The sequence below is a fragment of the Mannheimia sp. E30BD genome, from assembly GCF_041807785.1.
Classification (GTDB): Bacteria; Pseudomonadota; Gammaproteobacteria; order Enterobacterales; family Pasteurellaceae; genus Mannheimia.
In genome coordinates, this window is the sequence record NZ_JBGTYX010000007.1 from 48,545 (window position 1) to 62,446 (window position 13,902).

Here is a 13,902-nt window from a genome sequence, read left to right on the forward strand (position 1 = left end):
GGCAAATTGCAATTTGCCCCTACCTGTATATTCCGAGCTCAAGAAACTAAATTGCAACGTTATTTTGCAAATTCCTTAAAAAATTCAACCGCTTGCACTCTGTCATTCTCAATCTGCATTTTTAATTCTTCAAAGCNACGTTATTTTGCAAATTCCTTAAAAAATTCAACCGCTTGCACTCTGTCATTCTCAATCTGCATTTTTAATTCTTCAAAGCTATTAAACTTAGTTTCACTGCGTAGTTTTTTCAGAAAAACGACTTCAATCGCTTCGCCGTAAATAGATGAATTGAAATCAAAAATATGCACTTCTAATAGCGGTTTTGTGCCGTTGATAGTTGGGCGGTTTCCCACATTGGCAATGCCGTTATAGCTACCTTGCTTCGTGTTTACTTTTACCGCAAATACGCCTTGAATTGGCGTAACTAGGCGGTTAAGCATAATATTTGCGGTTGGAAAGCCAATCGTTCTGCCGAGCTTGTTGCCGTGAGCCACTCGCCCGTGAATAGAATAGGGTTTACCTAATAGTCTTTCGGCTAATTCTAAGTCGTTATTTTGTAAGGTTTCTCGCACTAAAGAGCTACTAATGCGCTCTTCATTTAAGCTGTGAGTATGGCTTTCTTCCACCGCAAAACGGTATTTTAAGCCTGCATTGCGTAAGGTTTCAAAATTACCGATGCGTTTTGCCCCAAAACGGAAATCATCGCCAACACTTAAGTAGCGGACTTTCAAGCGTTTCGCTAATAAATCACAGATGAAATCTTCTGCTGAAATTTGGGCGAATTTTTCGCTAAAACGAACGCATAACACGAAATCCACGCCCGCTTCTGCTAAATATTTTAGTTTATCACGCAGACGCATTAGCCGTGCGGGCGGGTGACAAGCGGTCATATTTTCACTTTTTTTTGCAAAAAATTCTCGAGGTTGTGGCTCAAAAAGCATTACGACAGAGGGTAAATCCATATCTAACGATTTATCACATAAACGAGATAAAATGTTTTGATGCCCGATATGCACGCCATCGAAATTACCAATAGAGAGAACACAGCCTTTGCTTAACTCGCTATATTTATCTAAATTGTGGAAACCTCGAATAAGCTGCATAAAAATATAAACCGTTTTAAAGTGAAAATTGCTGTGATTATAGCGAGAAATCAGCAAAAAAGGAAAAAAAATCCTATCTGTTATCAATTAATGCACGAATATAACATTAGCACGGCTTTTTTCGAATAAAAAGATATTCAAATGCTACATTTTACTATATGATGGCAATCAAAAATCGGGGGAATAACTATGACAGACTTCGCTTATCTTCAACAAAAACGTAAACAGCTTAAACTTAAAGTCAATGATGTTTGTGAACAAGCTGGTGTAACACGAGCCTATTTTAATCAGCTAGTGAGCGGTAAAATTAAAAATCCGAGTGCGAATAAACTAAAAGCATTGCATTCAGTGTTAGAAATTGTCGAAGATAGTAATCAGCGTTCTGGTGTCATTTTTGGTAAATTTTACCCGATCCATACTGGTCATATTAATATGATCTATGAGGCATTCAGTAAAGTTGATATTTTGCACGTTATTGTGTGTACCGATTCTGAGCGTGATTTACGCCTTTTCCAACAAAGTAAAATGAAGCGTATGCCTACCAATGAAGATAGACTTCGTTGGGTACAGCAGATCTTCAAATATCAACAAAAACAGATCTTTATTCATCATTTAGTTGAAGATGGTATTCCAAGCTACCCAAACGGTTGGGAAGGCTGGTCTGCTCGAGTGAAACAGCTATTTGCGGAAAAAAATATCAATCCGACTATTGTGTTTAGTAGCGAAACGCAAGACAAAGAGCCATACGAGAAATATTTAAATTTAGAAGTGCATTTAGTCGATCCTGCCCGTGAATCTTTTAATGTCTCTGCTACTCAAATTCGTAATAACCCGTTCCAATATTGGCGTTTTATTCCGAAAGAAGTTCGCCCGTTCTTTGTGAAAACCATCGCCATTTTAGGCGGTGAAAGCAGCGGTAAATCCGTTCTAGTCAGCAAATTAGCCAATGTGTTTAATACCACTTCGGCGTGGGAATATGGGCGTGAGTTTGTGTTTGAGCAACTCGGTGGCAATGAGCAAGCAATGCAATATTCTGACTATCCGCAGATGGTATTAGGGCATCAGCGTTATGTTGATTATGCGATGAAGCACGCTCACAAAGTTGCAATTATTGATACCGATTACATTACAACACAGGCGTTTTGTATTCAATACGAGGGCAAAGCTCACCCATTCTTAGATTCAATGATTCGTGAATATCCGTTTGATGTCACCATTTTACTTTCAAACAACACTAAGTGGGTGGCGGACGGCTTGCGTAGTTTAGGCTCGAAAAAGCAACGCCAGCAATTCCAACAGTTATTGAAAAAATTACTGGAAAAATACCGAATTCCTTATATTGAAATTGAATCGCCAAGTTATTTAGATAGATATAATCAGGCAAAAGAGGTTGTTGAGGCGATTTTAAACGAAGAACCGATCCCACTACAATTTAAACAATATAACCTTAACGATAAAGAGTAACGGAATACAAGATGATACTTTTTGCAGGCGATCCGCACGGTAGCTATGAGCATCTTTACCCTGTTTTGCAACAACAAACAGAGGAAGTGGCACTAGTCATTCTAGGTGATCTCCAACTTACTACCTCCGATGAATTAGATAAACTTTCGCAATATTGTGATATTTGGTTTATTCACGGCAACCACGATAGCAAAACTGTTGCTGCCTTTGATTCTATTTGGAATAGTCATTGGGAAGAACGCAACATTCACGGCAAAGTAGTGGAAATTCAAGGAGTAAAAATTGCAGGGATTGGCGGCGTGTTTCGAGGACATATTTGGATGCCGCCAAATCGCCCGATGTTTTTTGACCCTATTCATTTTTGCCAATATACTCCGCAAGAGAAAATTTGGCGTGGCGGTGTACCATTAAGACACCGTTCTTCTATTTTTCCTTCTGATTTTGAAGTATTGGAAAATGAAAAAGCGGATATTTTAATTACGCACGAAGCACCAAAGCCACATCCGCAAGGCTTTTCAGTAATTAATCAATTGGCTAAAAAATTAGGAGCAACTAAGATTTTTCACGGACATCATCACGATAATTTTCACTATGATAATCAAAATACCAAATATAGTTGTCATATTTATAACATCGGTTTTCGTAGCCTTGCTGATATTAATGGACATTACTTAATTTTAGGCGTTGATGATAGAGAGAAATCGCTAAAAATTTGATTGAATTAAACAAATTGCCATTTTTATGCTTTCCATTTCGCAATTTATAAGTAGAATTTAAATAATTTGTAACATAAAGGTTATAAACAGAATTTATAAATTAGATCAGAGGTTAAAAAATGAAAATCCCACAAATCTTAATTGTTGAGGATGAATTAGTCACACGGAATATGCTCAAAAGTATTTTTGAGGGTGAAGGTTATCAGGTATTTCAAGCATCTAACGGCGAAGAAATGCATGCTGTATTGAACACGCAAGAAATCAATCTTGTATTAATGGATATTAACTTGCCGGGCAAAAACGGCTTAATTTTAGCTCGTGAAATTCGGGAGAACCGTAAACTGCCTTTAATGTTTTTAACGGGGCGTGATAACGAAATTGATAAAATTTTAGGCTTAGAAATTGGTGCTGATGACTATATTACTAAACCATTTAACCCTCGTGAATTAACCATTCGTGCAAGAAACTTACTACAACGCACTATGGGCGAAAAAAATGAAACAAAAGAACAATCTGAAGTTGAGAGCTACCGTTTTAACGGTTGGACATTAGATATCCACAGCCATAACTTAATTAATCCGGAAGGCGAAGCAACGAAATTACCACGTAGTGAGTTTAGAGCCTTATTACATTTCTGTGAAAACCCGGGTAAAATCCAAACTCGTGAGGATTTACTGAAGAAAATGGCAGGACGTGAATTAAAACCTCACGATAGAACGGTTGATGTAACAATCCGTCGTATTCGTAAACATTTTGAAGATCATCCAAATACGCCGGAAATTATCGTAACCATTCACGGCGAAGGTTATCGCTTCTGCGGTAATATTGAATCTTAATCAAAGAGGAGTCATATAATGAAAAAATTAACTGTTGCAGCACTTGCTTGCTTATTCTCTGCAAATCTGTTTGCAGCTCCAGTTGGCAATACATTTACGGGTATTGGCGTAGGTGTTGATGTAACCACAACCAAATACAAAGTCGATGGCGTGAAAGGTAAAGATTCAACAGGTCCTGTGTTAGTGGTTGATTACGGTATCGATCAAGGCAATAACTTTGTAGGCATTGTGCAAGGTAAAGCAAAAGTAGGTAGCACCAAAGTATTTAGTGATGTAAAACAAAAAAATAAATACACCGTTGCTTATCAGCAAGGTTACCGTGTTGGCTCAGACTTACTCCCTTATGTAAAAGTTGATGCAAGTTCAAGCAAAGTCGGTAGTGAAACCTATCGTGGCTTCGGCTTCGGTGCAGGGGCAAAATATGCGGTATCAAGCGATGTTGAACTGGGTGCAGAATACACCCGTGATAACTTAAAACGTAGCGGTACTAAATTAAAAGGTAATGCGTTTACCGCAAATGCAACTTATCGCTTCTAGTATCATTAATCGGTTGCAAAATTCTTTAAAAATACAACCGCTTGTAACAAAAGAGCCTGAATATTCTTCAGGCTCTTTGCTTATCTATTAATACAACACACGGGCTCGAATTGTATCTTCAATAGCTTTTAAGCGTTGTAATGCGTCATCAACATTATCGCATTCCACATCAATTACAACATAACCAATAGTTGGGTCGGTTTGTAAGTATTGAGCGGCGATATTCACATTCGATTCCACAAATACTTGGTTGATTTGGTTTAAAATACCCGGGCGGTTTTCGTGAATATGCAATAAACGTTTGGTTTTACTGTGAATAGGTAAAGATACCTCAGGGAAGTTCACCGCTGATAGTGTCGAGCCGTTATCTGAATATTTCACAAATTTATTCGCCACTTCTGTGCCGATATTTGCTTGTGCTTCAGAGGTTGAACCACCGATGTGTGGGGTTAAGATTACATTATCAAACTTACATAGTGGCGATACAAAGGGATCGTTAATTGAAGCAGGCTCTTCTGGGAATACGTCAATTGCCGCACCACGCAATGAGCCGTCTTCAATACGAACAGCTAATGCATCTAGATCAACTACAGTACCACGAGCGGCATTAATTAATACAGAACCTTCTTTTAGTTGTGCAATACGCTCCGCACTCATTAGATTTTGGGTTGAGTCAATTTCAGGAACGTGTAGTGAAACCATATCGCAGGTTGAAAGCAAGTGTTCTAACGTTGGCACTTGTTGAGCATTACCTAAAGGCAGCTTATTTTCCACATCATAGAAATAAACCTGCATACCAATGGCTTCGGCAAGCACACTTAACTGAGAACCGATATGACCATAGCCCACGATCCCCAATTTCTTACCACGCACCTCATTTGAACCAGCAGCAGATTTGTTCCATATCCCACGGTGAACTTCCGCATTCGCTTTTGGCACTTGACGCATTAATAAAATCATCTCAGCTAATACTAATTCCGCCACCGAGCGAGTATTTGAGAATGGTGCATTGAAGACAGGGATACCACGTCTTTTCGCCGCATTCAAATCCACTTGGTTTGTGCCAATACAGAAACAACCAATCGCAATTAATTTCGGAGCTTGAGCCAGCACCTCTTCGGTTAAAAAGGTACGCGATCGAATACCAACAAAGTGTGCATCTTTAATTGCATCAATTAACTCTTGACCGTCTAATGCCTTCTTATGCACTTCAATATTGGTATAGCCTGCTGCTAAAAGCACATCAATTGCATTTTGATGCACGCCCTCAAGCAGAAGAAATTTGATCTTTGATTTATCCAAAGAAATTTTAGCCATTTTTTGCTCCTAGTATTATGTGTTTGCGATAATAAATTATTCTAATATAACTGCACCTTCAGGTGTACCAACAATAGTAACATTTGCATAACGTTGGGCGAAAATACCATTTGTTACCACACCTGCAATATTATTGATTGTATGTTCCATTTTCAATGGTTCGATAATTTTAAAATTATGCACATCTAAAATCACATTGCCATTATCCGTTACAACCCCTTCTCTATATTCTGGTGAGCCACCCAGAGCCACTAACTGACGAGCAACATAAGAGCGAGCCATCGGAATCACTTCTACAGGTAATGGAAAGGTTGAACCTAACACATCCACCTGTTTTGAGCTATCTACGATACAGATAAATTTTTTCGCCAACGAACTTACGATTTTTTCACGCGTTAACGCCGCTCCACCGCCTTTAATCATTGCACCCTGTGGCGTAATTTCATCTGCACCATCAATATAAACATCAAGCTCGCTCACTTCATTGGCACTAAACACTTCAATGCCGATATCACGCAGACGTTCTTCAGAAGCTTTTGAAGCTGCAACTGCCCCTTTAATTTCTTCTTTTATTGAAGCAAGTGCATCAATAAAGCAGTTTACCGTTGAGCCACTGCCTACACCAACAATCGTATTCGGTTTTACAAATTTTAATGCAGCTTGTGCTGCAATTTTTTTCATTTCTTGCTGATCCATTTTTGTCTCCACTTGTAGGGGTAAATCATTATTTGCCCTTTTTGGTTGGGCGAGACATATTTCGCCTCTATATCTATTCTACACATATATGCAACAAGCGGTCATATTTTGCAATTTTTTACAAAATATAACCGCTTGCGATTAGTTACGTTTTACTGCTTCAACAATCTCTTCTGCACAGCTTTGAGCCAGTTGAGCATCTTCACATTCTACCATTACGCGAATTAATGGCTCAGTGCCCGATTTACGCAATAAAATACGCCCTTTGCCAGCCAAGCGTTTTTCCACCTCAGCCGCTACCGCTTTTACTTCCTCGTTTTCAAGTGGATTTGCCGCCCCTTTCTCAAAGCGAATATTTAACAACACTTGTGGGAATAATGGTACAGCTTTTGCTAAATCATTGAGGCTTAATTTATGGCTTACCATAGCCGCTAGAACTTGCAGAGAAGCAATAACGCCATCGCCTGTGGTGTTTTTATCTAATACGATAATATGCCCTGAGTTTTCACCACCCAGTTTCCAGCCTTTTTCTTTAAGCTGCTCTAGCACATAGCGGTCGCCCACATTAGCACGAGAGAATGGAATAGCTAACTGTTTTAATGCTAATTCCAAGCTCATATTACTCATTAACGTACCAACCACACCGCCTTGTAATTTGCCAGAACGAAGGGCTTCACGGGCTAAAATAAACAGAATTTGGTCGCCATCCACTTTGTTACCTAAGTGATCCACCATAATTAAACGGTCGCCATCGCCATCGTAAGCTAGGCCAACATCTGCACCTGCTTCAATAACGACTTTTTGTAATGCTTTAATATCCGTTGCACCGCATTTTTCGTTGATGTTTAAACCGTCTGGTTTAGTACCAATCTCAAGTACTTCTGCCCCTAACTCACGCATTACGTTTGGTGCGATATGGTAGGTTGCACCGTTAGCACAATCCACTACGATCTTATAACCTTCAAGGCTTAATTCAGACGGAAAAGTTCCTTTACAAAACTCAATATAACGCCCTGCAGCATCATTGATACGGCTTGCACGCCCTAAATTAGCTGAATCGACACAATCCATTGGCTGATCAAGCATTGCTTCAATCGCTTCTTCGATTTCATCAGGTAATTTTTCACCTACTGATGAGAAGAATTTGATCCCGTTATCATAATATGGATTGTGAGAAGCTGAAATCACAATACCCGCTTCAGCTCGGAAAGTACGGGTTAAATACGCAATCGCAGGGGTTGGCATAGGGCCTACGAACACTGCAGATAAGCCTGCTGCAGTTAAACCTGCCTCAAGTGCTGATTCCAACATATAGCCAGAAATACGAGTATCTTTACCAATCAATACCTTTTTTGTGCCTTGTGTTGCCAGCACTTTACCTGCTGCCCAGCCGAGCTTTAAGGCAAATTCAGGAGTAATTGGAAATTTGCCTACTTCACCGCGCACACCATCTGTGCCGAAATATTTACGAGCCATTTTAATTCTTAACCTTTATTTCAAAAAATATTGATATGCCGGGCTATTGCTTACATTCTGGAAACGGTAGCCAAGCTGTTCTAAATGTTGGTGCAATTCTACTTCATCACCCTGATTTAATGCAAATGCCGCAAGAATATCACCATAATCCGCCCCGTGAGCACGGTAGTGGAAAAGCGAAATATCCCAATTTGTCAGGGTCTGTAAGAATTTTAACAATGCCCCTTTCTGCTCAGGGAACTCAAAACTGTAAAGTTGTTCATTTGTAATCGAAGTTGCTCTACCGCCCACCATATAACGGATATGGGTTTTCGCAATATCATCATCAGACAGATCCGCCACATCATAGCCATTTTGTTGTAGATCTTTGATAATCTCCTGTTTTTCTTCTGAGCCTGCAATTCTCACACCTACAAATACGCACGCATTTTTATCATCTGAGTGGCGATAATTAAATTCTGTTACTGCACGATTACCTAAAATCTCACAGAACGTTAAGAAACTTCCTTTCTGTTCAGGAATTGTTACCGCCAACAATGCTTCACGTTTTTCGCCAATTTCGCAGCGTTCAGATACAAAACGCAAGGTGTGGAAATTGACATTTGCCCCAGAAAGGATACAAGCTAGATTTTTCTCTTGTAGCTGATGTTCTTTCACATATTTTTTCAAGCCAGCCAATGAGGTTGCCCCCGATGGCTCTGAAATCGCACGCACATTCTCAAAAATTAACTTCATTGAGGCACAGATTTCATCATTATCCACTAGCACTACGTCATCAACATATTGTTGGCAAAGGCGGAATGTTTCATCACCAATACGGCGAACAGCTATACCGTCAGCAAATAACCCCACACGTTCTAAATCGGTTGGCTCACCTTTTTTCAGAGCGTGATACAAACAAGCAGAATCTTTAGACTCCACACCAATCACTTTAATATTCGGTAAAATCTGCTTAATAAGCACTGCAATACCTGCAATTAAGCCGCCACCGCCAACAGGGGCAAAAATGTAGTCTAAATCTGCTTTCTGCTGAACCAGCTCCAAGCCAATCGTGCCCTGTCCTGCAATCACATCTGGGCTATCAAATGGGTGGATAAAGGTCATTCCCAGTTCGGTTGAAAGCTCAATCGCTTTGGCTTTTGCCTCGTCAAAATTTGCCCCATAGAGCAACACTTCGCCACCGTAACCACGCACCGCATCGACTTTAATTGCTGGTGTATTTTGTGGCATTACAATTAAAGCTCTTAAACCTAAATGTTTCGCTGAAAGTGCCACACCTTGAGCGTGATTACCTGCAGAAGCAGCAATTACACCTGCTTCTTTTTGTGCTTTGGATAAATTCGAAATCATCGCAAAAGCCCCACGCAATTTAAAACTATGCACAGGCTGGCGATCTTCACGTTTAATAAAGACATTATTGCCTAAACGTTCAGACAATTTTTCCATTTTTTGCAGCGGGGTAACTTGGGCGAGATCATAAATGTTCGAGCTTAAAATCGAACGTAAATAATCGATAGATTCGTTTTGTTTGCTTTCACTCATAAGATAGGATTTTGAATATTGTTATAAAGACATTGGTAAATTTTCCGAAAAAATGAACCGCTTACCAGTGGCTTTATAGGTAAAAACTGCACATTTAAAAAAGGATCTCCCTCCAAAACGGAGGGAGATGTAAAAATTAGTGATGACCACCGCAGCCACAACCACCGTGGTTATGATGATGGTGATGATCGTGATCATGACCGCCACAGCAACCGTCGTGACCACCGTGAACGTGTCCGTGAGCGATTTCTTCTGCTGTTGCTTCACGCACGCCAACCACTTCCACAGAGAATAATAACTCTTGGCCGGCTAACATATGGTTACCATCAACAACCACTTCATCACCGTCCACTTCAGTAATCACAACAGGTAATGGGCCTAAGTCTGTGTCTGCGATAAAACGCATACCCACTTCTAGCTCATCTACACCCATAAATACATCTTTTGATACACGTTGAACCATATTGTCGTTATATTCGCCGTAGCCTTCTTCCGGTTTTACACGCACTTCAAATACATCGCCAACCGCTTTGCCTTCCAGTGCTTTTTCTAAACCTTCAACTAGGTTGTTATGACCGTGTAAATACTCTAATGGTTGATTTACTGGCGCTTCATCCACTAACACACCATCTTGAGTACGCACTTGGTAAGCAATGCTTGGTACTAAATCTTTAGTAATTTTCATTTTGAATCCTTTAATTCGCTTAGTTAATAAAAATGGCAAGCCATTGTAACGCTTTATTTTATATTTGCAATCTATCGGCGAATTTTAACCGCTTGCAATCAATATTAATCGATAATATCAGGGGTTACCGCATCAACCACATCAACAGCCGTTCCTACAACACCGCCAACAACTGAAGTAACCAAGCAACCACTTAATAAAACTGTAGCAGAAATTAACCCACACAATTTAATGAATGTTTTCATTTTACAATCCTTACAAAAATGAAAAACAGCCCTAACCAAATGATTAGAGCTGCACAACAATTTAAGCTAAATTATTTCTCTTCAGCAATAAAGCGATAAACTACTGCACCGATGATTGCACCTACGATTGGAGCAACCCAGAATAACCATAATTGTTCAATCGCCCAGCCACCTTGGAATAATGCCACACCAGTTGAACGAGCAGGGTTTACAGAAGTATTTGTTACTGGAATGCTGATTAAGTGGATTAAGGTTAAACCGATTGCGATCGGGGCAAAACCTGCCGGTGCACGTTTATCGGTTGAGCCCATAATGATGATTAAGAAGAACGCAGTTAATACCACTTCAATTAATAATGCTGCCATTAAGCTATAACCGTGCGGAGAGTGTTCACCGTAACCATTGCTTGCAAAGCCAGCTGTTGCATCAAAGGTTGGAATACCTGCAGCTAGCACAGCACTACCACAACCACCGAATACTAACCAGAATGTGCCGAAAAATTCAGCAAAATATTTTTCATTTTTAATCCTTACCCATCAGGGCAAATAACACATAAATGTTTACTTTCCGAAAATGCTATAAATTATAGCCAATAAAAAATATGAGTATCACAGTAAGCCATACATACTCATATTTCTTGTGTAGTAGTATAGACAAGTTTCGTTATCAAATTAAAGCGAAAATACACGTCTATACAAAACTATACAATTCTATTCAAAATCAACGCTACCAGAAGCTGAGGCAGAAATTGTCGTTTTGCCAGCCTCTAATGGCATTACATCGGCAGATTTCCCCATTGCAGCTTGCTCTGTTGCATACATCGCACTTGCCATACGAGATCTGTATTCATAACCACCATCACTCGGTGTTTGTAAATTAACCATACTTAAACGATATTTTTTTGCACCTAAGGCTTTTTGGATAATCTCCGCTTTATCTTGGAATTTTTTGATCACCTCAAGCAACATCTCTTCTTCTAGCGAAGCTACTTTCTCAGGCGATACGCTGAAATAAATAGATTGAATAGCCACATCTTTACCTAAATTTTCTAACACCTCAGCCATTGCCTCGAAATCTTTACTTTTTAGGCTCACGCTACCATAGGCTTGCCAGCCATCAATATTGCCTTTGCTATTGTAATTGGCGTTATTGCTAATGCCCTCAGCCTGTACCTCAATCGCAGGGTGCTTTTTCGCAATTTCCAATACTTTATTTAAATTTTGCGAAACGCTTTTTTTAAGTTCAGGTAATGATTTCCCTGATTTTTGGCTGTAAACCGTTGCTTGCATTAAATCTTGCTCAACGCTGCGAGTTACTTTAGTTGAAAAACTAAAATTTGACGTATTGTTTTTCTCTGTTGAAACCACTGTACCAATAGATGCTACTTCAGCCGTAGCCGTTTCTGCAGAAGCCGCTATGGTCGCTACTGCAAGCGGTAGAATTGTGAGAAAATTTTTCAATTTCATAATCAGTCCTTAAAGGGGTTAAAATTCAGTTATTAGATCTCGCCAGTTTCAGAAAGTTCATTACTCAATCGAAAGTACGAGTACTTGCTCACTATTCTCTATTTTCCAGCGAATGTTATAACCAGCAAGGTTCATTCCATAAATTCTATCGGATACTTTCCCTTGTTGATAAGCTGGGCGGGGGTCTTGAGCAATCACATCTCGAATAAAGGTAAGTGGTTGCTTAATACCAAATTTTGCAAAATTTTGGCAAAATTTGACCGCTTGTTGGGCTTCTTCGCTAAATACAACGGTTAGTTTCCGCTTTGGCTTGTCTTGTGCAAAGCCCGAAACTGCATCAGGTTCGCTATCTGCATAGGCGATGTAAGGTTTAATATCAAAAATGGGTGTGCCGTTTACTAAATCCACGCTGCCTAACTTCAAATACACTTCACCATTCTCAACAACAACCTCTTCCAGTTTTACTTTTGATAAGCCTAGCGGATTAGGGCGATGAGTAGCACGGCTGGCAAAAACCCCCACTCTCTCATTTCCGCCCAAACGAGGCGGACGAACGGTGGCGTGCCAATCTCGTTCAGGAATATGATGAAACTGAAACATTAGCCAAATATGACTAAATTGCTCCAAACCTCGTACTGCATCAGGGCTATTATAGGGTGGAACTAAATGCAAAATACCTTTGCCTTCCGCCACTAAATTAGGCTGACGAGGTACAGAAAATTTTTCATCATAAGGGCTTTCAACGAAACCAATAGGGTTTAATTGAACTGGGGATAATTGCATAGAGGTAGAGTTCATCGGGCTTTTTTCTGTTAAAATAATGACAATTTACGATTATTTTAAATGAAATATAAACGATGAACAAAAATTCTCTTTTTTCGATTTGGTTTACCACCGCACGCCCGAAAACCCTACCACTGGCGTTGGCGTCGATTATTGTGGGTTCAGCCCTTGCACATTGGGCAGGAAAGTTTGATTTTATTACAACATTGCTGGCTTTTATTACCACTATTTTGCTACAGGTTCTATCCAACTTTGCGAATGATTATGGCGACCACGTTAAAGGCTCTGATACCAAAGAGCGAATTGGTCCACTTCGAGCCATTCAGCAAGGGGCAATTAGCAGAGAACAACTTAAAAAAGCAGTGATTATTTTAAGTCTGCTTTCTTTTATTTCAGGCGTGGCATTAAGTGTTTATGCGTTTGAAACCATTCAAGACTTGTTCTTTTTTATCGGGCTGGGCGTGGTGTCGATTGTTGCCGCCATCACTTATACTGTTGGCAAGAAAGCCTATGGCTATTTAGGGCTGGGCGACTTATTCGTACTGATTTTTTTTGGCTTTGTGGCTGTTATCGGCGTGTTTTATCTGCAAGCCCATAGCGTACCGCCAATGATTTTTCTACCTGCTTTCGGTTGCGGATTACTTTCTGTTGCGGTATTAAATATCAATAACTTGCGTGATATTAACCAAGACAGACAAGCTGGCAAAAATACACTGATTGTCCGAATTGGCAGCCAAAACGGGCGAAAATACCACGTTGTCTTATTGGTACTAGCGGTCATTTCTTATCTGATTTTTGCCATTTCGGAATTTGAGCATTGGTATAGTTTCATCTTCTTGCTTGCTGTGCCACTACTCGCAAAACACGCTCGTTTTGTTTATCAGCACCGAGATCCAAAAGAACTTTACCCGATTTTAGGGCAAATGGCAGGGTTGGCATTAATCACTAACTTGTTGTTTAGTTTAGGGATTGTGTTGGGATAAGTTGCAAAATTTCAGCAAAAATGAACCGCTTGTAATAACGATTACAAGCGGTT

15 protein-coding genes are annotated in these 13,902 nt (G+C 39.8%); 5 read left to right on the forward strand and 10 right to left on the reverse strand.

What is annotated here, in order from left to right; genetic code table 11:
• Positions 1-140: 140 nt before the first annotated feature.
• Positions 141-1,103: a bifunctional riboflavin kinase/FAD synthetase gene (gene ribF / locus ACERCG_RS06190; protein WP_373611182.1), complete on the reverse strand. Its 963-nt coding sequence runs from the start codon at positions 1,101-1,103 to the stop codon at positions 141-143.
• Positions 1,104-1,292: 189 nt separating this feature from the next.
• Between ribF and nadR the strand changes: the two genes are divergently transcribed.
• The 4 genes from nadR to ACERCG_RS06210 all read left to right on the forward strand — a co-directional run bounded on the left by nadR (position 1,293) and on the right by ACERCG_RS06210 (position 4,656).
• Positions 1,293-2,567, forward strand: a complete 1,275-nt coding sequence (nadR, locus tag ACERCG_RS06195) for a multifunctional transcriptional regulator/nicotinamide-nucleotide adenylyltransferase/ribosylnicotinamide kinase NadR (RefSeq protein WP_373611184.1) — start codon at positions 1,293-1,295, stop codon at positions 2,565-2,567.
• Positions 2,568-2,578: 11 nt separating this feature from the next.
• Positions 2,579-3,283, forward strand: coding sequence for a metallophosphoesterase (locus tag ACERCG_RS06200; RefSeq protein WP_373611185.1), 705 nt, complete (start codon positions 2,579-2,581; stop codon positions 3,281-3,283).
• A 119-nt stretch (positions 3,284-3,402) separates the two neighbouring features.
• On the forward strand, positions 3,403-4,119 hold the full coding sequence (arcA, locus tag ACERCG_RS06205) for a two-component system response regulator ArcA (protein WP_373611186.1): 717 nt from the start codon (positions 3,403-3,405) through the stop codon (positions 4,117-4,119).
• A gap of 18 nt (positions 4,120-4,137) precedes the next feature.
• The gene (locus ACERCG_RS06210) at positions 4,138-4,656 is read left to right on the forward strand and encodes a porin family protein (RefSeq protein ID WP_373611187.1); all 519 of its coding nucleotides are present in this window, start codon (positions 4,138-4,140) and stop codon (positions 4,654-4,656) included.
• Between the two features lie 87 nt (positions 4,657-4,743).
• Here ACERCG_RS06210 and serA read toward each other — a convergent pair whose 3' ends face one another.
• The 9 genes from serA to tsaA all read right to left on the reverse strand — a co-directional run bounded on the left by serA (position 4,744) and on the right by tsaA (position 12,881).
• Entirely contained in the window at positions 4,744-5,973 is a 1,230-nt protein-coding gene (gene serA / locus ACERCG_RS06215; protein WP_373611188.1) for a phosphoglycerate dehydrogenase, read from the reverse strand.
• 36 nt (positions 5,974-6,009) lie between these two features.
• On the reverse strand, positions 6,010-6,669 hold the full coding sequence (gene rpiA, locus ACERCG_RS06220; protein WP_334253744.1) for a ribose-5-phosphate isomerase RpiA: 660 nt from the start codon (positions 6,667-6,669) through the stop codon (positions 6,010-6,012).
• A 141-nt stretch (positions 6,670-6,810) separates the two neighbouring features.
• Positions 6,811-8,145 carry a phosphoglucosamine mutase gene (glmM, locus tag ACERCG_RS06225; RefSeq protein WP_373611189.1) on the reverse strand — a complete coding sequence of 445 codons (1,335 nt, stop codon included), beginning with the start codon at positions 8,143-8,145 and terminating at the stop codon, positions 6,811-6,813.
• Positions 8,146-8,160: 15 nt separating this feature from the next.
• Positions 8,161-9,687 carry a threonine ammonia-lyase, biosynthetic gene (gene ilvA, locus ACERCG_RS06230; RefSeq protein WP_373611190.1) on the reverse strand — a complete coding sequence of 509 codons (1,527 nt, stop codon included), beginning with the start codon at positions 9,685-9,687 and terminating at the stop codon, positions 8,161-8,163.
• A 136-nt stretch (positions 9,688-9,823) separates the two neighbouring features.
• Entirely contained in the window at positions 9,824-10,372 is a 549-nt protein-coding gene (gene slyD / locus ACERCG_RS06235) for a peptidylprolyl isomerase (protein ID WP_373611191.1), read from the reverse strand.
• A 104-nt stretch (positions 10,373-10,476) separates the two neighbouring features.
• Positions 10,477-10,617: a hypothetical protein gene (locus ACERCG_RS06240; RefSeq protein WP_373611192.1), complete on the reverse strand. Its 141-nt coding sequence runs from the start codon at positions 10,615-10,617 to the stop codon at positions 10,477-10,479.
• 71 nt (positions 10,618-10,688) lie between these two features.
• Positions 10,689-11,144 carry an aquaporin gene (locus ACERCG_RS06245; RefSeq protein ID WP_373611247.1) on the reverse strand — a complete coding sequence of 152 codons (456 nt, stop codon included), beginning with the start codon at positions 11,142-11,144 and terminating at the stop codon, positions 10,689-10,691.
• Between the two features lie 183 nt (positions 11,145-11,327).
• Entirely contained in the window at positions 11,328-12,083 is a 756-nt protein-coding gene (locus tag ACERCG_RS06250) for an SIMPL domain-containing protein (RefSeq protein ID WP_373611193.1), read from the reverse strand.
• A gap of 60 nt (positions 12,084-12,143) precedes the next feature.
• Positions 12,144-12,881 carry a tRNA (N6-threonylcarbamoyladenosine(37)-N6)-methyltransferase TrmO gene (gene tsaA, locus ACERCG_RS06255; RefSeq protein ID WP_373611194.1) on the reverse strand — a complete coding sequence of 246 codons (738 nt, stop codon included), beginning with the start codon at positions 12,879-12,881 and terminating at the stop codon, positions 12,144-12,146.
• A gap of 59 nt (positions 12,882-12,940) precedes the next feature.
• Between tsaA and ACERCG_RS06260 the strand changes: the two genes are divergently transcribed.
• Complete coding sequence (locus tag ACERCG_RS06260; RefSeq protein WP_373611195.1) at positions 12,941-13,849, forward strand: 1,4-dihydroxy-2-naphthoate polyprenyltransferase; 909 nt, start codon at positions 12,941-12,943, stop codon at positions 13,847-13,849.
• Positions 13,850-13,902 lie beyond the last annotated feature (53 nt).